Source organism: Azorhizobium doebereinerae UFLA1-100 (assembly GCF_000473085.1).
Classification (GTDB): Bacteria; Pseudomonadota; Alphaproteobacteria; order Rhizobiales; family Xanthobacteraceae; genus Azorhizobium; species Azorhizobium doebereinerae.
The window spans coordinates 1-20,599 of the sequence record NZ_AXBA01000024.1; the positions used below are offsets into that span (position 1 = coordinate 1).

The 20,599-nt window shown below is 69.6% G+C and carries 18 protein-coding genes and 1 tRNA gene; 12 read left to right on the forward strand and 7 right to left on the reverse strand.

Annotation, left to right across the window (positions count from 1 at the left end):
• The first annotated feature begins 424 nt into the window (after positions 1–424).
• Positions 425–853 (forward strand): Com family DNA-binding transcriptional regulator, encoded by a 429-nt coding sequence (locus tag YU1_RS34915; protein WP_084539946.1) that lies wholly within the window; start codon positions 425–427, stop codon positions 851–853.
• Positions 854–891: 38 nt separating this feature from the next.
• Here YU1_RS34915 and YU1_RS0116880 read toward each other — a convergent pair.
• Positions 892–968 (reverse strand) — tRNA-Arg (locus YU1_RS0116880).
• An 806-nt stretch (positions 969–1,774) separates the two neighbouring features.
• Here YU1_RS0116880 and YU1_RS0116885 point away from each other — a divergent pair.
• The 6 genes from YU1_RS0116885 (at position 1,775) to YU1_RS0116910 (ending at position 8,693) form a co-directional block, all read left to right on the forward strand.
• The gene (locus tag YU1_RS0116885; protein WP_245263364.1) at positions 1,775–3,397 is read left to right on the forward strand and encodes a M48 family metalloprotease; all 1,623 of its coding nucleotides are present in this window, start codon (positions 1,775–1,777) and stop codon (positions 3,395–3,397) included.
• A gap of 397 nt (positions 3,398–3,794) precedes the next feature.
• A complete protein-coding gene (rpsA, locus tag YU1_RS0116890) occupies positions 3,795–5,486 on the forward strand; it encodes a 30S ribosomal protein S1 (RefSeq protein ID WP_029005072.1) in 1,692 nt (563 codons plus the stop codon).
• Positions 5,487–5,893: 407 nt separating this feature from the next.
• Positions 5,894–6,862, forward strand: coding sequence for an ElyC/SanA/YdcF family protein (locus YU1_RS0116895; protein WP_029005073.1), 969 nt, complete (start codon positions 5,894–5,896; stop codon positions 6,860–6,862).
• 127 nt (positions 6,863–6,989) lie between these two features.
• A complete protein-coding gene (sppA, locus tag YU1_RS0116900; protein WP_029005074.1) occupies positions 6,990–7,961 on the forward strand; it encodes a signal peptide peptidase SppA in 972 nt (323 codons plus the stop codon).
• A 115-nt stretch (positions 7,962–8,076) separates the two neighbouring features.
• Positions 8,077–8,361, forward strand: coding sequence for an integration host factor subunit beta (locus tag YU1_RS0116905; RefSeq protein WP_029005075.1), 285 nt, complete (start codon positions 8,077–8,079; stop codon positions 8,359–8,361).
• An 8-nt stretch (positions 8,362–8,369) separates the two neighbouring features.
• Positions 8,370–8,693 carry a lipopolysaccharide assembly protein LapA domain-containing protein gene (locus tag YU1_RS0116910; protein WP_029005076.1) on the forward strand — a complete coding sequence of 108 codons (324 nt, stop codon included), beginning with the start codon at positions 8,370–8,372 and terminating at the stop codon, positions 8,691–8,693.
• 171 nt (positions 8,694–8,864) lie between these two features.
• On the opposite strand, the gene cysW is transcribed toward YU1_RS0116910, so the two are convergent.
• From cysW to YU1_RS29945, 4 genes are all read right to left on the reverse strand, one after another.
• Entirely contained in the window at positions 8,865–9,725 is an 861-nt protein-coding gene (gene cysW, locus YU1_RS0116915) for a sulfate ABC transporter permease subunit CysW (protein WP_029005077.1), read from the reverse strand.
• Between the two features lie 2 nt (positions 9,726–9,727).
• Positions 9,728–10,549, reverse strand: a complete 822-nt coding sequence (gene cysT, locus YU1_RS0116920) for a sulfate ABC transporter permease subunit CysT (RefSeq protein ID WP_029005078.1) — start codon at positions 10,547–10,549, stop codon at positions 9,728–9,730.
• Between the two features lie 136 nt (positions 10,550–10,685).
• Positions 10,686–11,426 carry a metallophosphoesterase family protein gene (locus YU1_RS0116925; protein WP_029005079.1) on the reverse strand — a complete coding sequence of 247 codons (741 nt, stop codon included), beginning with the start codon at positions 11,424–11,426 and terminating at the stop codon, positions 10,686–10,688.
• 153 nt (positions 11,427–11,579) lie between these two features.
• The gene (locus tag YU1_RS29945; protein ID WP_035715693.1) at positions 11,580–11,933 is read right to left on the reverse strand and encodes a hypothetical protein; all 354 of its coding nucleotides are present in this window, start codon (positions 11,931–11,933) and stop codon (positions 11,580–11,582) included.
• 262 nt (positions 11,934–12,195) lie between these two features.
• On the opposite strand from YU1_RS29945, the gene YU1_RS0116935 reads away from it, so the two are divergent.
• Positions 12,196–13,230 carry an aspartate-semialdehyde dehydrogenase gene (locus tag YU1_RS0116935; protein WP_029005080.1) on the forward strand — a complete coding sequence of 345 codons (1,035 nt, stop codon included), beginning with the start codon at positions 12,196–12,198 and terminating at the stop codon, positions 13,228–13,230.
• 79 nt (positions 13,231–13,309) lie between these two features.
• On the opposite strand, the gene scpC is transcribed toward YU1_RS0116935, so the two are convergent.
• Positions 13,310–14,824 carry a succinyl-CoA:acetate CoA-transferase ScpC gene (gene scpC, locus YU1_RS0116940; RefSeq protein ID WP_029005081.1) on the reverse strand — a complete coding sequence of 505 codons (1,515 nt, stop codon included), beginning with the start codon at positions 14,822–14,824 and terminating at the stop codon, positions 13,310–13,312.
• A gap of 764 nt (positions 14,825–15,588) precedes the next feature.
• Between scpC and YU1_RS0116950 the strand changes: the two genes are divergently transcribed.
• The 3 genes from YU1_RS0116950 (at position 15,589) to YU1_RS0116960 (ending at position 18,359) form a co-directional block, all read left to right on the forward strand.
• Positions 15,589–16,287 (forward strand): outer membrane protein, encoded by a 699-nt coding sequence (locus YU1_RS0116950; protein ID WP_029005083.1) that lies wholly within the window; start codon positions 15,589–15,591, stop codon positions 16,285–16,287.
• 382 nt (positions 16,288–16,669) lie between these two features.
• Positions 16,670–16,933: a hypothetical protein gene (locus YU1_RS0116955; protein WP_051356982.1), complete on the forward strand. Its 264-nt coding sequence runs from the start codon at positions 16,670–16,672 to the stop codon at positions 16,931–16,933.
• Between the two features lie 676 nt (positions 16,934–17,609).
• Positions 17,610–18,359, forward strand: coding sequence for an outer membrane protein (locus tag YU1_RS0116960; RefSeq protein ID WP_051356968.1), 750 nt, complete (start codon positions 17,610–17,612; stop codon positions 18,357–18,359).
• Positions 18,360–18,616: 257 nt separating this feature from the next.
• Here the strand turns inward: YU1_RS0116960 and YU1_RS0116965 are convergent, their stop codons facing one another.
• On the reverse strand, positions 18,617–19,402 hold the full coding sequence (locus YU1_RS0116965; RefSeq protein WP_029005086.1) for a DUF429 domain-containing protein: 786 nt from the start codon (positions 19,400–19,402) through the stop codon (positions 18,617–18,619).
• Positions 19,403–19,655: 253 nt separating this feature from the next.
• On the opposite strand from YU1_RS0116965, the gene YU1_RS0116970 reads away from it, so the two are divergent.
• Positions 19,656–20,534, forward strand: a complete 879-nt coding sequence (locus tag YU1_RS0116970) for an HpcH/HpaI aldolase/citrate lyase family protein (RefSeq protein WP_029005087.1) — start codon at positions 19,656–19,658, stop codon at positions 20,532–20,534.
• The last annotated feature ends 65 nt before the right edge of the window (positions 20,535–20,599 follow it).

The window sequence follows — 20,599 nt, forward strand, 5'->3', positions numbered from 1 at the left end:
GCCCGTGAGCGCGGGCGCCAGTCCGCCACCGGCCAGGTGACCGGCGCGGGCGATCCCGCAGCCGTCGCCGGCTGCCCGGTGAAGGTGACCGGCTTCGGCCCGGACGCGGACGGCACCGCCTGGTGCGCCGAGAGCGTCGAGCACGACATCCAGCCCGGATCCGGCTGGATCACCACNNTGACCCTGGAGACCAAGGAGGCCAAGCAGGAGACGGACAGCGAGGATGACGAGGGGAGCAGTGGCGGCGGCGCCTCCGGGAGCGGCACCATGGCCGGCGACCCGGAGGGCGGCACTATCGCCTGAGGTGGGGCGGGGCGCGAGCGCCCCGAACGCGGGCCGGCTGGCAAGCAACCCGCGCGACCGAACGGTGCGGAACGGTCCCCCAAGGGGCTGGTAACCCGCAAGGCCTTAACAAGTAGAGAACATCCGATGTGGATCGTGCCGCGCGCTCCTGTTCCGCGCCGGCCGTGGTGCCATCTCCGGCACCATCGAAATCAAGTGCCGCCGCTGCGGCACCCTGAATGCCCTGAGGCCCCCCGAGCCCAAACCCGAGCGCCGCGAGCGTGCGGTCCATGTGAGGTCTCCCGTTGAGGAGCAGCACACACGCTCTGCTGCCGCCCACAGTCAACGCGGCACTGGCCGTTTCCAGGGGGCTAAAGGGGTGACATTCGATCTTGCGCGCGGTGACATTCGATCTTGCGCGCTACACTTCCCCCCGCTTCGTCCGTCGTCATGCCCGCTCATCGTGTCGCAATGCCTTTCCCGTGTCCCCCGGCCCCGCGCCGACGCATCGCGGCCGCGCGGGAGCCACCGGACAGGGCCCGCGCGCGGTCGCGCAGGCTGCGTGTCATGAAGGTCCTTGAGGCAGCCTGGAGAGACCAGAAACCGAGATGGTGTCCCGGAAGGGATTCGAACCCCTGACCTGCGGTTTAGGAAACCGCTGCTCTATCCTGCTGAGCTACCGGGACGCCAGGCCCCCTCTTAGCGGAAGCTTGGGACGGGGGAAAGACGGCGTAAGAAAGGGTGAACAGGCCGATGCCCGCCGCCCCTTCAGCCGGGCCCCGCCTTTGGGTATTCTCGGCGCCTGGATACTCCTGGCGCCTGGATACCCCTGGCGCCGGACACACTTGGCGCCTGCCTCCCGTTCGCCGGTGGCGACGAGGCGCGCGGCGGGCGCCGCCCTTCAGCGTGGGTTCATGACGCAGGATGAACCATCGGGCCGGACCCGTGCCGAAGTTGGGCACGCGACGGCGGCGCAGATGACACCGGACACACGACACCGGGCACATGATACCAGACACATGATACCAGGCGGACGATACGGGCGATGGCGGGGTTGAGGCGCGCGGGCGGGGTATGGCGCCGGTGCAACGCGGCCGGAAAACGCCATGTTTGGCGGCTCCCCGGCGCTACGTTTCCACGATATGGCCTCGCTACCGCCATCTTGCCCGGCACCTTGGGGAGACTGCCGGTATGGGCATAGCCGACCGGCAGCCTGGCCATGGACCGGCCGGCCGCAGCCCCGCGCGGGCGCGGCGGGACGGACATGGCGGGGGTTGAAGGCGGGGAGCGTTTGAAGGCGGGGGGCGTTTAAAGGCGGGACAGCGCCGGGAGCGGTCCGGGCCGGCACCCGCCGCTGGAGGACAGGGCGGTGCGCCTGGGCCACAGGTTCACTAAACGTTCTCAAGTCTGGTATACAGGGTTTGACAGGGGCGGCGGGGTGCGCGACGCCTCCCGGCCTCCGGCGGGACCGGGGCGGACGAAAGAGGGTGCGGTGAGCGGGACACGGGGGTTGGCAGCGGGCATGAGCGGCCGGGCGGGAGGACGCGGGGCGTCCACCGCGCGCGTCCGCGCGCCGCGCCTGCGCCTGCCGGGGCTGCATTTGCCGTCCCTGCGCTTGCCAGCCCTGCGCTTGCCATCCTTGCCGGTGCGCCGGCTGGCGCGCGCCGGGCGCACGGCGGTGACGCTGGCCGCCATCGCCGGCGTGCTCACCGGCTGCGCCAATATCGATCTCGACCGCTCCAACGTGCCGCTCACCCGCGCCTCGCTGGCGCCCTCGGACACGGCGGGCATGAGCCCGGCGCAGCGGCGCGAGCATGAGCGGCTGGTGGCGAGCTACGGCGGGGCCTATGACGACCCGCAGTTGAAGGCGCTGATCCAGCAGGTGGTGGAGCGCCTGGTGGCCGCCTCCGAGCGGCCGGACCTGAAATATCGCGTCACCGTGCTGAACTCCCCGGCCATCAACGCCTTCGCGCTGCCGGACGGCTCGCTCTACGTGACCCGCGGCCTGCTCTCCCTGGCCAACGACACCTCGGAAATGTCGTCCGTGCTGGCGCACGAGATGGCGCACGTCATCGCCCGCCACGCCTCGATCCGCGAGGACCAGGTGAAGCAGGCGGTGCTGGTCAGCCGTGTCATCTCCGACGTGGTGGCCGATCCCAACATGGGCGCGCTCGCCATGCAGAAGAGCCGGCAGACGCTGGCCACCTTCTCGCGCGGGCAGGAGCTGGAGGCGGACGCCATCGGCGTCGGCATCGCCGCGCGCGCCGGCTTCGACCCCTATGGCGCCTCGCGCTTCCTCGCCGACATGGGCAAGCAGTCGGGCATCCGCAGCACCGCGCTCGCCGGCACCACCACGCCGGACATGGACTTCCTGTCCTCGCACCCGGCCACGCCCGAGCGCATCTCCATCGCCATCGCCAATGCGCGCGAATACGCCGCCCCCGGCAATGGCGAGCGCGACAAGGCGGCCTATCTCTCCGCCATCGACGGCATGGTCTATGGCGACGACCCGAAGGAAGGCTTCGTGCGCGGGCGGAACTTCTTCCACCCCAAGCTCGGCTTCACCTTCACCGCGCCGGAGGGCTTCTCGCTGGAGAACACCTCCCAGGCGGTGCTCGGCGCCACCCCGTCCGGCTCGGAGGCGCTGCGCCTCGACGCGGTGCGGGTGCCGGGCGACCAGTCGCTCGGCCAGTATCTGGCCTCCGGCTGGATCGACGGGGTGGAGGTCAATTCGGTGGAGACGCTCACCGTCAACGGCTTCTCGGCCGCCACCGCCGTGGCGCGCGGCGAGCAATGGTCGTTCCGCATGTTCGCCATCCGCTTCGGCTCGGACGTCTACCGGCTGATCTTCGCCGCCCGCAACCTCACGCCGGAGCTGGACAAGCAGTTCCGCGCCGCCGCCGACACCTTCCGCCGGGTGGCCACGGACGAGGCGGAGACGGTGAAGCCGCTGCGCATCCGCGTGGTCAGCGTCGGCCTCACCGACACGGTGGAGAAGATGGCCGGCCGCATGCAGGTGCCGGACCGGCCGATGGAGCGCTTCCTGATCCTCAACGGCATCGACCGCGACGCCAAGCTGCACTATGGCGACAAGGTGAAGATCGTCACCGAATAGGCCCCCGGCGGCGGCAAAGCCGGGCAAAAACCCGCGCCGCGCGGCTTTCGCGACGGCGAACGCGGGTTTCCGGGCGGCGGACGCGGGTTTCCGCGTAGCGAACCCTTGCGGATGGACCCGTTTTCCACTACGTAACCCCGGTTCCGGCTGCGCATCCCATCGTGGAGGCCGCCCGGGCGGGCCGGTGGCGCGGGATACGCGCCGTCGCGACACGGAGGTTGTCCCGCCTGAGGCTTTCGCGCGCATCGGCCGCGGACACCCCAACCCTGCTTTGTATCGCGCGGCCTTTGCGCCGGCCCGCCGGATCCGTCCGGCGGCGGCTCGGGTGTCTCCCGGGCTATCCGTGCGATACGGGCGTCTCAACACCAGACGCCGGCGCCAGACATTCGGAGACTAGATGTCCGCCGTAGAAACCACGCGTGATGATTTTGCCGCCCTTCTCGAAGAGAGCTTCGGCCGCAGCGACCTCCAGGAGGGCGCCGTCGTCAAGGGTATTGTGGTCGCCATCGAGAAGGATCTGGCGATCATCGACATCGGCCTGAAGACCGAAGGCCGTGTCGCGCTGCGCGAATTCGCCGGCCCCGGCCGCGAGAACCCCATCCAGGTGGGCGACGAGGTCGAGGTCTATCTCGAGCGCGTCGAGAACGCGATGGGCGAAGCCGTCCTCTCGCGCGACAAGGCCCGCCGCGAAGAGAGCTGGGTCAAGCTCGAAAAGGCGTTCACCGCCAATGAGAAGGTCACGGGCGTGATCTTCAACCAGGTCAAGGGCGGCTTCACCGTCGATCTCGACGGCGCCGTGGCCTTCCTGCCGCGCTCGCAGGTGGACATCCGTCCGATCCGCGACGTCGGCCCGCTGATGCACAATCAGCAGCCCTTCCAGATCCTCAAGATGGATCGCCGCCGCGGCAACATCGTCGTGTCGCGCCGCACCGTCCTGGAAGAGACCCGCGCCGAGCAGCGCCACGAGCTGGTCCAGAACCTCGAAGAGGGTCAGGCCATCGAGGGCGTGGTCAAGAACATCACCGACTACGGTGCGTTCGTTGACCTCGGCGGCATCGACGGCCTGCTGCATGTCACCGACATCGCGTGGCGCCGCGTGAACCACCCCACCGAAGTGCTGAACATCGGCCAGACGGTGAAGGTGAAGATCATCAAGATCAACCACGAGACGCACCGCATCTCGCTCGGCATGAAGCAGCTCCTGGGCGATCCCTGGGAAGGCATCGAGGCCAAGTATCCGGTGGAGGCCCGCTTCAAGGGTCGCGTCACCAACATCACCGACTACGGCGCGTTCGTGGAACTGGAGCCGGGCATCGAAGGCCTGATCCACGTTTCCGAAATGTCGTGGACCAAGAAGAACGTCCACCCCGGCAAGATCGTCTCGACCTCGCAGGAAGTGGAAGTCCAGGTGCTTGAGGTCGATCCCGCCAAGCGCCGCATCTCGCTGGGCCTGAAGCAGACGCTGCAGAACCCGTGGGAAGCGTTCGGCGAGAAGTATGCCCCCGGCGCGGTGGTCGAAGGCGAAGTCAAGAACAAGACCGAGTTCGGCCTGTTCCTCGGCCTCGACGGCGACGTGGACGGCATGGTGCATCTGTCCGACCTCGACTGGAACCGTCCGGGCGAGCAGGTCATCGACGAATTCCGCAAGGGCGACACCGTCAAGGCGGTGGTGCTGGACGTGGACGTCGAGAAGGAGCGCATCTCGCTCGGCATCAAGCAGCTGGCCGGCGATCCCTTCGCCGACGCGGGCGAAGTGAAGAAGGGCGCCATCGTCACGTGCGAAGTCACGGACGTGAAGGACGGCGGCATCGAGGTCAAGCTCACCGGCACCGACCTCTCCGCCTTCATCAAGCGCTCCGAGCTGGCCCGCGAGCGCAACGACCAGCGCCCCGAGCGCTTCTCGGTCGGCGAGAAGGTGGACGCCCGCGTCACCCTGTTCGACCGCAAGGCGCGCAAGGTGCAGGTGTCCATCAAGGCGATGGAAATCGCCGAGGAGAAGGAAGCCGTGGCGCAGTACGGGTCGCAGGACTCCGGCGCCTCGCTCGGCGACATCCTGGGCGCCGCCCTCAAGCAGCGCACCGGCGAGTGATCGCCGCGCCTGCGGGCGCTTCGCAAGATCGGAAAGGCCGGCGCCCAGCGCCGGCCTTTTTTTTTTTTGGCGCCGCCCCGCCTGGGGCGCCGCGCAACCGCGCATGTCCCGCTCCCCTCGCCCGCCGCCCCGCACCGTCCCGCCGCAGAACATCAGGCGCGCCCGGCGCCCCCGGCCCGGCGCTGTTCTTCGCCGGCACAAGGTCAGGCGTCGCGACACCTGAATCCTACCGTATTGGAGCGAATAGGCTTTGACGCCGTCATGCAAACGGCATGAAGCTTACCTATGGCTACGATCAAGTTTCATGGACGACATCGGGTATTCGTAGCCACGAATACAACTTCTCGTCGCGACATCGCCTGAACATTAGTTCGAATTTCGAATGAAATTCACACGGGGGTTGAGCCATGCCCGACGTGACGGTGCCCCACGCCCGCGAGCTGACGCAGCATCTGTTCCGGCACCTGCCGCCCGGGCGCACCGCCATCGGGCTGGCGCTCGGCTGCGGGGCCGCCTCCGGCGCCGTCGCGCTCGCCGCCGCCCGGCTGTTCCACGCCCGCCAGTTTGACCGCATCGTCGTCGCCGGCGGCGTCGCGGTGATGGAGACCGAGGGCGCGGCGGCGCTGCTGCCGCTGCTGCGGCGCGCCGGCCTGCCCCAGCCCCGGCCGGGCGAGATCGAGGCGGACTACATGGCCCGCCTGATGCGCGCCGCCGGCGTGCCCCCGGCCCGCCTCGTGCTGGAGCGCGCCTCCGCCCACACCGGCGAGAACTTCGCCTTCACCCGCGCGCTGGTCGGCGCCTGCCGCTCCATCACTTTGCTCAACTGCGCCCCGACCGCGCTGCGCGTCGTCGCCACCGCGCGCAAATACTGGTGCCCCAGCGAGACGGTGCTCACCTTCCACCCGGTCTATCCGTTCGGCATCGACCGCCACAACTGGCCCGCCCATCCGGTGATCCGCCGCTTCGTGCTGGACGAACACGCCAAGATGGCGGACGGGCCGGGCTCCTATGTGGCGCGCGGCTTCTGCGTGCCGGTGGACTGGGCGGCGGAGGCGGCCCGCGCCGCCACCCTGCCGCCGGTGCCGCGCCGGCCGCCCGTGCCGGGGCCGCGGCTCGCTCCGGCCGCGCCGCGCCGCCCGGCCGCGCCCCATCCCGCGGCCCCCCATCCCGGCGGGCCTCACACGCCCGCCGCCCATTCGCCCGCCGTCCATCTGCCTGCCGCCCGGATGGCCCCGCCCACCGCCCGCAGGGCCTCCTGGGCCGATGCCGCCGCCCGGCCTTCGATCCGCGCCGAGGCGGCGCCGTCCCCCCTCCGGCGCCAGGGCCCGGACGCGCCCCGCCGCTCCGGCCGCGGCGCGGACACGGAGGGCGGCTAGGCCCGCCGCCGCTCCCCCGGCCATAGGGCCCCGCCCCCGCCGCCTGCGGCGAAACCGGCGCGCGGCTTGCCAAGCCACGGGGCGCCCGCTTAAGTGCGGCCACGGCGGGGCAAGGAGAGACCAGCGCATGTCGCTCGATGTGGACCAGATCGTTGACCGCCGCCGGCTGCGCCGCAAGCTCACCTTCTGGCGCACCCTGGGCGTGCTCGCCGTGGTCGCGGCCATCGCCGCCGGCGGCTATGCCAGCTTCGGACGCGACACCCTGCCCAGCTCGCCCCACGTGGCCCGCGTGGTCATCGGCGGCATCATCCGCAACGACCGCGACCGGGTGAAGATGCTGGACGACATCGCCAAGTCCAATGCCCGCGCGGTGATCCTGTCCATCGACAGCCCCGGCGGCACCGTCACCGGCGCCGAGCAGGTCTATGACGCCATCCGCCGCCTCGCCGACAAGAAGCCGGTGGTGGCGGTGGTGGAAGGCATGGCCGCCTCCGGCGCCTATATCGCCGCCATCGGCGCCGACCACATCGTCTCCCGCCGCAACGCCATGGTCGGCTCCATCGGCGTCATCTTCCAATATCCCAACGTCACCGACCTCCTGGGCAAGATCGGCGTGACGGTGGAGGACATCAAGTCCTCGCCGCTGAAGGCGGTGCCCAACGGCTACCAGCCCACCAGCCCGGAAGCCCGCGCCGCCATCAATTCGCTGGTGGTGGACAGCTACGGCTGGTTCAAGGGCCTCGTCTCCGAGCGCCGCAAGATCTCCGACGCCCGCCTCGCCGAAGTGTCCGACGGCCGCGTGTTCACCGGCCACCAGGGCCTGGATCTGCAACTGGTGGACGAGATCGGCGACGAGCGCACCGCCCGCGCCTGGCTGGCGCGCGAGAAGGGCGTGCCGGAGAGCCTGCGCCTGCGCACCTGGCGCACCGAGAACCGCACCAGCGAATTCGCCTGGCTGCGCGGCATGGCCTCCGCCCTCGCCGCCGCCAGCGGCTTCGACAGCCTCGCCGCGCTTCTGTCGCAGGCCACCCAGAGCGCGCTGGACCGGGCTCAGCTTGACGGCCTTTTGGCCCTCTGGCAGGCTCCGGCCCATAACTAGCCGGGGTGGGATGCGGCGTTGCCGTTCCACGACTTCAGGTCTGCCCCCTGAGCCTTCGTTCGTCGCGCGCGTTACGTCCGATCCCCCTCATTCTGGCCCCGGAATCTGAGCCGACATGATCAAGTCCGAACTGGTGCAGAAGATTGCCGAAGCCAATCCGCACCTCTACCAGCGCGACGTCGAGAACATCGTCAACGCCATCCTCGACCAGATCGTGGATGCGCTGGCGAAGGGCGACCGGGTGGAACTGCGCGGCTTCGGCGCCTTCTCGGTGAAAAATCGCGACGCCCGCACCGGGCGCAACCCGCGCACCGGCAAGCAGGTGGACGTCTCCTCCAAGAGCGTGCCCTACTTCAAGACCGGCAAGGAGATGCGCGAGCGTCTCAACGGCGAGGCGTGAGCGCCGCCGTGGGTCGCATCCTCGCCCTCATCATCGGCCTGCCGGTCTCCGTCGCGATCGTCGCCCTGGCGGTGGCCAACCGCAAGCCGGTGATGCTGTCGCTCGATCCCTTCACGCCCGACGCGCCGGCGCTGGCGGTGACGCTGCCGCTGTTCGCGCTGGTCTTCGCCGGGGTGATCTTCGGCCTCGTGCTCGGCGGCCTCCTCACCTGGCTGCGCCAGGGCCGCTACCGCCGCGAGGCCCGGCGCGCCCGCCGCGACCTCACCCGCGCCGAGGCCCGCCGCGACAGCGAGATCGCCTCCGGCACCGGCCTGCCCGCCCTGCGGCGCTGACACTACGGGGCTGAGCCTGCGGGGCTGACAGTGGAGCGCCGAGCCTCGGGCGCTGAGCCTCGGGCGCTGAGCCTGGGGCGCCGGCCGGCCCGACCGCCGGCCGCGCCCTCCCGCCCGGTCACGGCCCTCGTTTCTGTCCGGCTCGTTTCTGTCCCGCCCGGCCCTGCCGCCTCAGTGCCCGGCGCCGCGCCGGACGTTGAGGCGCTCGCGCTCGGCGTCCAGCCGCTCGATGATGAGCTTGGCCACCAGCGTGAACAGCGCCACGCCCGCCACCTGGCTGTCCTGGTAGAGCAGCTCGATCTGCAACGGCAAAGTGGAGGTGCGGCCGCGAATGTTGCCGGACACCACCGACACCGCGCCGAACTCGCCCATCACCCGCGCGTTGCACAACGCCGCCCCGTAGAGCAGGGCGAAGCGCACATTGGGCAGCGTCACCGTGCGCAGGATGCGCCAGCCCGACGCGCCGAGCGTCACCGCTGCCTCCTCCTCCTCGCGGCCCTGCGCCATCATCAGCGGCACAATCTCGCGGGCGACGAAGGGCGCGGTGACGAACAGGCTGGCCAGCACGATGGCCGGCGGGGCGAACATGACCTTGATGTCGTGGGCTTCCAGAAACGGCCCCAGCAGGCCCTGCGCGCCATAGACAAACAGATAGGCGACGCCGGCCACGATGGGCGAAATGGAGAAGGGCAGCTCGATCAGCGCCAGCAGCACGCCCCGGCCGGGAAAGCTGAACTTGGCCACGGTCCAGGCGGCGGCGATGCCGAAGGCCACATTGACCGGCACGCAGATCAGCGCGGTGATCAGCGTCAGCTGCATGGCATGCAGCGTGTCGGGCTGGGCGAGGCCCGAGAGATAGGCCGGCACGCCGCGCGCGAACGCCTCGCTGAAGATGGCGGCGAGCGGCGCCAGCAGCACCAAGGCGGTGACCAGAAGCACCAGGCCGACGAGGACGCGCCGGGTGGCGGTGCCGTCGCCGACGCGGCGGCGGGCGGGGGCGGAGGTGGGGGCGGAGGTGGGGGAAGGTGCCATCCTCAATCCTCCCGGATCGCCCGGCGCTGGTGCCAGGCCTGGATGGCGTTGACCGCCAGCAGCAGCAGGAAGGCCAGCGCCAGCATGGTGGCGGCGATCGCGGCGGCGGCGGGATAGTCGTATTCCTCCAGCCGGATGAAGGCGAGCAAAGCGACGATCTCGGTGCGGAACGGCTGGTTGCCGGCGATGAACACCACCGCCCCGAACTCGCCCAGCGAGCGGGCGAAGGCCAGCGAGCAGCCGGCGAGGAAGGCGGGGAACAGCGCCGGCAGGATCACGGTGCGGAAGATGCGCAGGTCCGAGGCGCCGAGCGTCGCCGCCGCCTCCTCCACGTCCGCCGCCAGGTCCTCCAGCACCGGCTGCACCGTGCGCACCACGAAGGGGATGGAGGTGAAGGCCATGGCGCAGGCGATGCCGGCCGGCGCATAGGCCACCTGGATGCCCCATTGCGCCAGAGGCGCGCCGTACCAGCCGTTCTTGGCGAACAGGGCGGTGAGCGCCAGCCCGGCCACCGCCGTTGGCAGCGCGAAGGGCACGTCCACCAGCGCGTCCAGCAGGCGCTTGCCGGGAAAGTCGTAGCGCACCAGCACCCAGGCGAGCGCGAGGCCGTAGACCGCGTTGAAGGCGGTGGCGAGCGCGGCAGTGGTGAAGGTGACCTGGAACGAGGCCAGCGTGCGCGGCGAGGTCATGATGGCGACGTAGCGCCAGAAGCCCACCCCCGAGGCCTGGAGCAGCAGCGCCGCCACCGGCAGCAGCACGATCAGGCACAGATAGGTCAGCGTGATGCCGAGCGAGAGGCGGAAGCCCGGGATGACGCTGGACATGGGGCTCTCGGGGGCTCTCGGGCTGGCGGGGCGGCTCCGCGTGTTATGCCGGGGGCCGCGGCATTTGTCATGCCCGATCGGGAAATCGCCCTATTCCGCAGCCGGCACGTGGATTACGCGCCCTCCCCTTCATCGCTCACGCGGCGGGCAGGCGCCCGGTGCGGGCCGCATGGGCCATGTCCGGCCGCCCCGCCGCCGCGGCCTGCCGGGCGGCGGCCTCGAAATCATAGGCCACCGCGTGGAGGCTCGCCGACCAGCCGGCGGGGTGCCGCTCCACCACGGCGAAGCGGGCATGCGGCGCCCCCGCCTCCATGGCGTGCGGCACCGGCTGGGCGCCGCGATAGGCGGGCATGCCGACGCTGCCGGGATTGACGATGAGCACGCCGCCCGCCTCGGCGACGCGCGGCGTGTGGGTGTGGCCGCACAGGACCACCTGCGCCTGCTCGATGCCGGCGAGGCGCGGCAGCACGGCGGCCGGCGTATCGAGGCAGGGGCGGCCGCCGCTCACGTCCTCCAGCAGATATTCCAGGTCCCCGCCCGCCGGGCTGCCGTGGCAGGCGAACACCTCGCCGCCGGCCAGCGACAGGGTGGGCGGCAGACCGGCCATCCAGGCGAGATGGGCGGGCGAGAGGCGCGGCCGGGCGAAGGCGTCGGCGGGGCCGGTGCCGCCGGCGAGCAATTGGCGCTCGTGATTGCCGGCGAGGGTGGCGGCCGCAAGCTCCATCTGCAGATCGGCGCTGGCGGCGGGATCGAACGGGCCGGACACCAGGTCGCCGAGATTGACCACAAGGTCCGGCGCGAGGGCGCGGACCCGCGCCAGCACGGCCTCAAGCGCGAGGGCATTCCCATGGACGTCGGCGATGACCGCGATGCGCATGACGGGCGATCCCCTGGAACGGCACGGAGCAAGGGCACCGGCCCGCGACAGCCGGGGCCGGAAAACAAAACCGCCCGCAACAGGCGTTGCGGGCGGCGGGGAGCGGAGCGCTCCCGTATCTCTCGGCGCGGGCGGGACGGCCCGCCCCGGCGCTCAGAAGCCGGGCAGGTCGAACTGGCGCGGCAGCGAGGCGGACTGCGGCACCACGTCGTAGAAGCCGGGCCCGTTGGTGGGATAGCGCACGCTGGCCGGCAGGGCATAGTCGAGATACGACTTGGAGCCGGGCTTCACCACCGTGCCGGCGTCAAGATACGAGCGCTGCACGATCTCGATCCGGGTGCGCTTGGGCTTGGCCGACGAGGTCCGCGTCGGCGCCTTGGGCGCCGCGTTGGTGGTCTGGGTGGTGGTGGTCTGCGTGGTAGCCGTCGACGTGGTGGACGTCTGCGCCTGCGCGGACGCCGCGAACGTCAAAGCTGCGGCAAGAATGAAAAACGGCGCGACACGCATGATACCCTCCCGCGGAACCACCTCGATTCCGATTACGGCACCTCACCAGTGTACGCAAGAAAGGCGTGGCGGTCGAGGCGGGTTCCCTGCGGCGTGGTGAACGCGCGTGGCGGGCGGGCAACACTCAGGGCGCGGCTTCACTCAGGGCGCGGCTTCCCTTGCGGGGCCTCCGGGTCGCCCCCACATTGCAACGCGGCGGCTTTTTCCTTAAAAGCGCTCACTTCCGGCGCGTTCGGCGCCGGTGAACCATCGAAGGTCTGTCATGGGTTACAAGGTCGCCGTCGTCGGCGCCACGGGAAACGTGGGCCGGGAGATCCTCTCGATCCTCTCCGAGCGGGGCTTTCCCGCGGATGAGGTTGTCGCTCTGGCGTCGCGCCGGTCTGTCGGCGTCGAGGTCTCCTTCGGTGACAAAACCCTGAAGTGCAAGAATCTGGAGACCTACGACTTCTCCGACACCGACATCTGCCTGATGTCGGCCGGCGGCGCCGTGTCCAAGGAATGGTCGCCCAAGATCGGCGCGCAGGGCTGCGTCGTGATCGACAATTCCTCGCAGTGGCGCACCGATCCGGACGTGCCGCTGATCGTGCCGGAGGTGAATGCGGACGCCATCGTCGGCTTCACCAAGAAGAACATCATCGCCAATCCCAACTGCTCCACGGCGCAGCTGGTGGTGGCGCTGAAGCCGCTGCACGATGCCGCCAAGATCACCCGCGTCGTGGTCTCGACCTACCAGTCCGTCTCCGGCGCCGGCAAGGACGCCATGGACGAGCTGTTCGCGCAGACCCGCGCGGTGTTCGTCTCCGACCCGGTGGAGCCGAAGAAGTTCCCCAAGCGCATCGCCTTCAACCTGATCCCCCAGATCGATACGTTCATGGAGGACGGGTACACGAAGGAAGAGTGGAAGATGGTGGTCGAGACCAAGAAGATCCTCGATCCCAAGATCAAGCTCACCGCCACCTGCGTGCGGGTGCCGGTGTTCATCTCCCACTCGGAATCGGTGAACGTGGAGTTCGAGAAGCCGCTGTCCGCCGAGGAGGCGCGCAAGATCCTGCGCGCGGCCCCGGGCGTGCTGGTGGTCGATACGCGCGAGACCGGCGGCTACACCACCCCGCACGAAGCGGCGGGCGAGGACGCCACCTACATCTCGCGCCTGCGCGACGACCCGACGGTCGACAACGGCATCGCCTTCTGGTGCGTGTCGGACAATCTGCGCAAGGGCGCGGCGCTGAACGCGGTGCAGATCGCCGAGGTGCTGGTCAACCGCAAGCTCATCACCGCCCGCAGCAAGGCGGCCTGAGCGCCACGCGAAAAACCTGAAAGACAACGGCCCGCCGCGAGGCGGGCCGTTTTCGTTTGGAGACTGAGGCCCCTGCCCCTCAGGCCGAGGCGACGAGGTGGAGCGGCTCGCCCATGGCGCCGGTCTCGCGCGCCTTGACGTGCCAGGACAGCGCCTCCTCAATGATGTGCGGCGTGTGCCCGCCGCGCGCGGTGGCGCGCTCGAAATAGTCGGTCAGCGCGTCGCGATAGAGCGGGTGGACGCAATTGGCGATGATCAGGCGCGCCCGCTCGCGCGGCGCCAGCTCGCGCAGGTCGGCGAGGCCCACCTCGGTCACCACGATGTCCACGTCGTGCTCGGTATGGTCCACGTGGCTGACCATGGGCACGATGGAGGACAGGGCGCCGCCCTTGGCGATGGATTTGGTGACGAACACCGACAGATAGGCGTTGCGGGCGAAATCGCCCGAGCCGCCGATGCCGTTCATCATGTGGGTGCCGCCCACATGGGTGGAGTTGATGTTGCCGTAGATGTCGAATTCCAGCGCCGTGTTGATGGCGATGATGCCGAGGCGGCGGATGATCTCCGGATGGTTGGAAATCTCCTGCGGCCGCAGGATCAGGCGCGGCTTGTAGTCGGTGATCTTCGGAATCACCGCGTCATATTTCGCCTTCGACAAAGTGATGGACGAGCCGGAGGCGAAGTTCAGCTTGTCGGCGTCGAACAAATCGAAGGTCGAATCCTGGAGCACCTCGGAATACATGGTGAGGTCGTAGAACGGGCTCTCGATGAAGCCGTGCATCACCGCGTTGGCGATGGTGCCGATGCCGGCCTGGAGCGGCTGGAGGCGCTCGGTCAGCAGCCCGCGCTTCACCTCGTGCTTCAGGAACTCCATCAGGTGGCCGGAGATGGCCGCCGTCTCCGCGTCCGGCGGCAGCACATTGGAGGCCGAATCGAGCTTGGAGGTCACCACGATGGCGGCGATCTTCTCCGGCGGGATGGCGATGAAGGGCAGGCCCACCCGGCTTTCCGGCGCCACCACCGGGATCGGCTCGCGGAACGGCCGGCGGGTGGGGATGTAGATGTCGTGCAGCCCCTCCAGCTCCGCCGGCTGGGACATGTTGATCTCGATGATCACCTTCTCCGCCAGGATGGCGAAGGTGGCGGAATTGCCGACCGAGGTGGTGGGGATGATGCCCCCCTGCGCGGTGATGCCCACCGCCTCCACCACCGCCACGTCCAGCGGGCCGAGCTGCCGGGTGCGCAGGTGCTCCACCGTCTCCGACAGGTGCTGGTCGACGAACATCACCTCGCCGGCGTTGATCGCCTTGCGCAGCGCCGGGTCGGCCTGGAACGGGATGCGGCGGGAGAGCACGTGCGCCTCCGCCAGCTGCTTGTCGAGGTCGTTGCCCAGCGAGGCGCCGGTGACCAGGGTGATCTTGAACGGCTCGCGCTTGGCCCGCTCGGCCAGCGCCATGGGCACGGCCTTGGCCTCGCCGGCGCGGGTGAAGCCGCTCATGCCCACCATCATGCCATCCTTGATGTGGCTGGCAGCCTCCTCGGCCGAGACGACCTTGTGCAGGAGGGAGGCAAGGCGAATCCGGCTATTGGGCATCTTGGCGTCTCTTTCGGCGTTTCCTGAGGAACGGTTAAGCGAACACCATAGGCGCGCCCCGCGCGACCCCGGAATTCCACGAAGGTCGCAAAAGACCGCCCGTCCGCGCAGGGCTGCCCTACCGTGCGCGCGCGGCTGCCCGCGACCGCGCGAGACACCGCGCGCGGGCGCGAACCGGCGGGGGGCAAGGCGCCCGCCCCCGCCCGACGCCGCGACGCGCACGACGGGCCCGCACGGTGGCGAGCCCGGCGGCTATCCACAGCCGGATTTCCCCAACGACATCAAAGCCATGCATCTGGCGCAGGTCTCTTATCACGAGAGCGGATGCCTGGCCCCGCTCCGGCGCTCCGGCGCCGAAGGGCGGCGCGCCGGCCGCCGGGATTTCCGCAGCGCAGCGCCCCGGATCGCCAAATCCTGCGCCGGCTCGGGCAAGAGATGGCGGCATGGCAGGGACATGGCCCGCAAGAACAATCCGGCGACGGAAGCCGCATGACCGCCCGCGCCGCAAGCACTCTCGTTTATTCGACTTTGCCGGACAGATTTCCGCCACGAACTAGCCAGTCTATCCGGAAAACTTAGCGGATATTTAACCCCTGAATGCTACTCGTATACCGCACTCACGCGGCGGTATTTCCACACGTCACAGCTGCGTGACTTGGCGGTACCGGGTTATTAGCCGGCGGTTGTTGCATGGATGACACAGGAATTTGCCCGGCGCTGCTGTAGAGGATGCCGCCGGGGGTAGGCCCCACAGGATCAAGAATATGAAGCGTCTTCTGCTCTCGTCCGCGATCGCCCTGGCGATCGCCGCTCCCGCCTCCGCGGCGGACCTCGCCAACCGCTACCCGGTGAAGGCGGTCGTCGCCCCGGCCCCGGTCTTCTCCTGGACCGGCTTCTACATCGGCGCCAACGCCGGTTACGGCGGCGACAAGTACAATTACAACTTCGGCGTGCCGGTCACCTCGTCGGCCTCGGCCGATTCCTCGGGCTTCTTCGCCGGTGGCCAGATCGGCTACAACTACCAGTTCGCCAACAACGTGGTGCTCGGCCTTGAGACCGACATCCAGTGGTCGGGCATCGAAGGCAACATCGACACCGCCAGCGCCCGTAGCGCGAGCAACATCAAGTCGTCGCTCGACTATTTCGGCACCGTGCGCGCCCGCGTCGGCTACGCCTTCGACCGCGTCCTGCCCTACATCACGGGCGGCATGGCCTATGGCGAGAGCAAGACCTCGGCCACCCAGCTCTCCGGCTCGACCCTGAGCATCTTCGACGGCAACGACACCAAGGTGGGCTGGACCATCGGCGGCGGCCTCGAATATGCCCTGACCAACAACTGGACCTTCAAGACGGAGTATCTGTACGTCGACCTCGGCGACAGCGACTACGGCGTCGGCTCCAGCGCGGTGAGCGTGGACAACAAGTTCCACACCGTGAAGGCGGGCGTGAACTACAAGTTCTGACGACCGGCCCCCGGCCTTCCCGGCCGGTGGCTCTGACGGCCCGGGCGCCCTGCGCCCGGGCCGTTTGCGTTTGCGCGCCGTCCCGCCCCGCCATCGGCTCGCGCGTCCACCGGCGCATGTGCTCCCGCGCGGGCGCCCTCGGCGGGGGCGCGTGCGCGCATTGGGAAGACAGGGCCGGCCCGACTCGGCCATGGTCCGCCTCGAACCTGCGGGGGTTCCGGGCTGGCGGCGCGCCTTCGCGCCGCGCTGCCAAGCACATGCGCCGGCCGGCCAGCATCCCGCGCCGGCCGGCGCATGTCGCCCGGATGAGTGGCCCGGCCCCGACCAGGCCTCCGCGCGGGTCGCAACCAGGGCTCAGCGAGGGGAAATGAGCATGCAATGGATGACTGGGGCGCTTGTCGCCGTGATCGCGCTGGCGGCGATGCCCGCCACGGCGCAGCAGACGTCCGACGACGTCAAATGGATCGCCGCCTGCGTCAGCGACAACAAGGACGAGGGGCAGGCCGCGCCGGTGGTGCTGGCCTATTGCACCTGCATGAACAACAAGATGCCCAGCACCGAGACCCGCTCCATCACGCAGTGGGAAAAGTCCAATCCGCGCACCATGGAAGCGTGCAGCCGCGAAGCCGGCTGGACCGGCAAATAGCGCCTTACTTCCTTCCCGCCTTCCCGCCCGCCCGCCTGCCCGCCCACGCCGCAGCGCGGGCGGCGCTCCGGCAGGTGCCCGCGCGGCGGCGCGGCGGCACCCGCCCGCCCCCGCCCTGAGGCTCGCACGCCCGCCGCGATGCCGCCGCCCCGCCCTCCCGTCGTTCCCCGACCCGGCGTTCCGGCCGCTGCGCCGCATCGCGCGGCACGGCACGGCTGCGGCGCCCCGATCGCGCGGAAGCAGATACCGAACGCAAGGTAACATAAGGCGCGCAACGCACTCATGAGGCCGAGCAGGTGCAGCGCATCTGGCGGTATGCCTCGGCGCGCGGGAAGCTCTGTCTTGGCCGGACGCACACGTGGAATTATGGCGAAAGTAGATCTGCCGATGGCAAAAAGATGTCTTTACTTCGCAACCTGCCATTGTTCCGGCAGTTGAAACTATTTTTTTACTGTGATTGCAGCGATCAAAAAATCATGACCATGGGTCATAGAGGTAAGTGACAGCACGTCTCTCGGCTACACCGTACCTTTTCTCGCGCATGTCGCGCATTTTTCCCACGCCATACAACCAAAACAGAGTGTGCCTCATTTGGTTGTTGCGGCCCCGCAACACCGTTTCGCGCCAGATCTTGTAAAAAGGGAGCATCGGGGGCTGGTTGAAAAAGGTAACAAACATGAAGCGTCTTCTGCTCTCTACCGCGATCGCCTCCACCGCGATCGTGACCTCCGCGATCGCCCTGGCGATCGCCGCCCCCGCCTCGGCGGCGGATCTGGCCACGCGCTACCCGGTGAAGGCTCCCATCGTTCCGGTGGTGCCGGTGTTCTCCTGGACCGGCTTCTACATCGGCGCGAACGCCGGCTTCGGCGGCGACAAGTATGAATACGCCTTCGGCGGCGTGGCCTCCCCGCTCGGCCTCGGCTCGGCCTCGGCGGATTCCAGCGGCTTCTTCGCCGGTGGCCAGGCGGGCTACAACTACCAGTTCGCCAACAACATCGTGCTCGGCCTTGAGACCGACATCCAGTGGTCCGGCATCGAGGGCGACGTCACCCTGACGACCCCCGGCGCCACCACCAACCTCAAGTCCTCGCTGGATTATTTCGGCACCGTGCGCGGCCGCCTCGGCTATGCGTTCGACCGCTTCCTGCCCTACGTCACCGGCGGCTTCGCCTATGGCGAGAGCAAGACCTCCATCAGCCAGCTCACCCCCACCAGCCTGTATTCCGGCGAGGGCTCGGGCGTGAAGACCGGCTGGACCGTCGGTGGCGGCCTCGAGTACGCCCTGACCAACAACTGGACGTTCAAGACCGAGTATCTCTACGTCGACCTGGGCGACAGCGACTACGGCAGCGCCCTGACCGGCAGCACGGTCAGCGTGGACAACAAGTTCCACACCGTGAAGGCCGGCATCAACTACAAGTTCTGATGCCCGTCCCCCGGCCGTCCCTAACGGCCGGTGGGTCCCCGCCCCTCGCGGGCGAGACTGATGACGGCGCGCGGCACGGCGCCGTGGGGCCTTAGGGCCCTTCCGGCCCGCCGCGCGCGCTTTCGACGAACACCAGAACCCCTTATCGGTCCGGCGGCCCTGCCCCGGACCGTTTTTTTTTGCGCTGGTGCCGGCCAAGCCGGCGGCAGCGAGGGGCAAGCCCGCGGCGGCGAAAGGACCAGCCCGCGCGGCGAGGGTCAGGCCAGGATGGCCACCGGCAGGCCGTGGCGGTCGCGCTCCGGCGGGTCGGGGAAGGTCAGGGCCGTGCCGGCCGCGATCCGCCGCGCGGTCCAGGCGCAGGCGCAGGCGTCCACCAGATCGTCCAGCCCCGCCCCGAGCCCGCGCGCCTCCGCCCGGGTGAGCCGGCCGACCGGCATCCCCGCGCCGGCGAGCAGGGCGATGCGCAGATCGAGCCCGCTCTCCGCCGGCTGGCCCTTCACCTTCTTCGGCAGGTCCAGCGGGCGCCGGCCGTTCATGGCCCAGAAGCTCACCTCGGGATGGCATTCCGCCAGCGGCAGGCCGGGGCGGGCGCGCAGCAAAGCGTCCGCCTCCAGCACCTTGGGGAACAGCGCATAGGCCTGGCGCGAGATCTTGCGCGGCGGATCCGAAGTTTCCAGCGCCACGGCGCAGGCGGCGCGGTAGCGGGCCTCCTCGGGGATGGCGATGTCGCAGGCCACCTCCATCGTCGCCCGCGAGGGCATGGAGAAGACGCTCGACTGCCGCCCCCCGAGCAGCGGACGCACCACCCGGTCCGGCCCCCGCCCGCCCGCCCCCACCCGGTCGGGCAGGCCGATGGGGATGTCGATGGCCGCCTGGAGGACGGGACCGCCCTCCGGGAACAGGTCGGTGAGGCGCGCCACCCGCGTGAGGGTCAGGTCGCCCGATGCCGACCAGCGGGCGGCGATCCAGCCGCCGGGGCAGCCGTCGAGGCCGAGAACGTCCGGCCCGCCCGAGCCATCCCCTGCTACCTCCGCGAGCGTCATGGTCGCCCTCTCTGTCGCATGCTGTGTCGCATCGTGTGGTATGGCCGTGACAGTTCCCCCGTCCTGTCGCTACGCTAGGGCTGCGGTGGCGCGTCGCGCAAGCGGGGGCCGGACCGGCGCGGGCGCGCAGGGCCTTGGGATCGCTCTGGTTTTTCCAGGGTGGCGCGGGCCGGTGCTGGCGCGGCGGGCGGCTTCGGGCGGGCTCTGGCGCGCGCGGCCGCAATGTATGTCGCAAATGGGGAATTGCAGAGCCATGAGCATCCGTCCGCGTCGCAGCGTGCTCTATATGCCGGGGTCCAACGCCCGGGCCCTGGAGAAGGCCAGATCGCTGCCCTGCGACGCCGTCATCCTCGATCTGGAGGACGCGGTGGCCCCCGACGCCAAGGTCGAGGCCCGCGCCCGCATCCTGGAGACGGTCAAGGCCGGCGGCTTCGGCCCGCGCGAAGTCGTCATACGGATCAATGGCTTGGACACGCCGTGGGGGCAGGACGACCTCGCCGCCGCGGTCGCCGCCGGGCCGGACGCCATCCTCATCCCCAAGGTGGAGGACCCCGAGCAATTGCTGGTGGCGGGGCGCAAGCTGGAGGCGCTGAACGCCCCCGCCAGCATCGGCATCTGGGCCATGATCGAGACCCCGCTCGCCATACTGGACATCAAGCCGGTCGCCGCCTCCGCCCGCAACCCCTTGACCCGGCTGAAGGTTTTCGTGCTCGGCACGAACGATCTGGCCAAGGAGACCCGGGCTGCCCTAGTCCCCGGCCGGGCCCCCATGGTGGGCTGGCTGATGACCGTGCTGGCCGCCGGCCATGCCTATGGCATCGAGGTTCTGGACGGGGTGTGGAACGCCTTCCAGGACCAGGAGGGCTTCGCCGCCGAATGCGCCCAGGGCGTCGAAATGGGCATGGATGGCAAGACCTTGATCCATCCCGGCCAGATCGAGCCGTGCAACGCCGCCTTCTCGCCGCCCGACGCCGAGGTGGCCCGGGCACGGGCGATCATCGAAGTGTTCGACCGCCCGGAGAATGCCGGCAAGGGCGTGCTCCAGCTGGACGGGCGCATGGTGGAGCGCATGCATGCCGACATGGCCCGCCGCACCGTTGCTTTGGCCGACGCCATCGCCGCGCGGACCTGACCAACACATTGCAATCAAATGCCTTTAGGCCCTCCCGCGTGGCGGGCCTGGAGGCATGCAAGGAG